This window comes from Nocardia sp. NPDC060220 (assembly GCF_042727815.1).
GTDB lineage: Bacteria > Actinomycetota > Actinomycetes > Mycobacteriales > Mycobacteriaceae > Nocardia.
This window is the reverse complement of record NZ_JBHWZY010001293.1, coordinates 1-1309: the sequence shown is the minus strand read 5'-3', so window position 1 is coordinate 1309 and position 1309 is coordinate 1. Positions and strand designations below refer to the sequence as shown.

Genomic DNA, 1309 nt, shown 5'->3' with positions numbered 1-1309 from the left:
CCCTCCCGGCGGGCACTCCTTCGTCGCACCCTCTGGTCGGTCCAGATCGAGGCGGCCGAGAAACTGCCCTGGGGGATGGCAATGACTTCCTACATTACGGCGTGGCCTCGGGGTGTTCGGTGAGGCCCGGCGCCGATCGGTGTCAGCCTCGCTGGGCGAGGCGTTCCACGTACTTGGCGATGACGTCCACCTCGAGGTTCACAGTGGCGCCGACGGGGGCGGTGCCGAGGACGGTCAGGGCGAGGGTGGTCGGGATCAGGGAGACCTCGAACCAGTCACGGGATCCGTCGGCGTTCGGCTCGTCGTCGATGCCGAGCGCGGAGACGGTGAGGGAAACGCCGTCGACGGTGATCGAGCCCTTCTCCACCACATAGCGCGCGATGGAATCCGGCAGCGAGATCCGTACGACCTCCCAGTTCTCCGACGGGGTGCGTCGCAGCACGGCGCCGGTGCCGTCGACGTGGCCCTGTACGAGGTGGCCGCCGAGGCGGCTGTTCAATGCGGCCGCGCGCTCGAGGTTGACCGGCGATCCGGGGACCAAGCCGCCGATGCTCGAGCGCTTCAACGTCTCGTCCATGACGTCGACGGTGAAGCTGTCGCCGTCGATCACGTCGACGACGGTGAGGCAGACGCCGTTGACAGCGATCGAATCGCCGTGCCCGGCATCGGAAGTCACCAGCTTGCCGCGGATCGTCAATCGGGCGGCGTCGGTCAGCGCCTCGGTGGCCACGATCTCGCCGAGCTCCTCGACGATCCCTGTGAACATGCCTGACTCCCTTGTCGCGTCATCCGTACCCGTTGGGCCCAACAGCAGGTGAGTGGCCGCTATTCCCGCGAGGCCACCCAGCTCGTCGCACAGCCTAGTAGCGCGGCCCGTGAGCCCGGGTCGGGGGCCGAACCCGACCGCGCGCAGCCCTTGATCACCGAAAGCGATCGATAGCGCATCGTTGGGGTCGCAACCGTGTATCGACATGACGCAACGCCGCCGTTAATCAATACGGCGGTCGGCGTTCAATCCAATTTTCGGCGAACCGATCCCCGGCATTCATCAGGCTGCCTTAGCCTGGTATTACCCGCCACTACGAACTGGAAACACGGTGAGTGTAATGCTTGCGCCCGCCGCGCCGCTGACGCAATATTGTTACGTCAACGATTCCTGCTGTTCAGCCAGATGTCGGGCCCTGGAACTGCAGGTTCTCCCGACATCATCGCCCGGAGCACAGCGGCTACCGGGAGTTCGCCCCAGGGATAGTCCACCACTCCAGGAAGACAACACTGTGGGTCACAACAGGTTCGCTATATGTGGGGG

Annotated in this window: 1 protein-coding gene; it reads right to left on the bottom strand. The window is 65.2% G+C overall.

Annotated features, from left to right (window positions below; translation table 11 throughout):
• Positions 1-142 precede the first annotated feature (142 nt).
• Positions 143-766: a riboflavin synthase gene (locus tag ACFWF3_RS36160; protein ID WP_378989081.1), complete on the bottom strand. Its 624-nt coding sequence runs from the start codon at positions 764-766 to the stop codon at positions 143-145.
• Between the last annotated feature and the right edge of the window lie 543 nt (positions 767-1309).

Coding starts and splice junctions, on each gene's coding strand:
- ACFWF3_RS36160 (WP_378989081.1), bottom strand. CDS start 766: ATGTTCACAGGGATCGTCGAGGAGCTCGGCGAGATCGTGGCCACCGAG.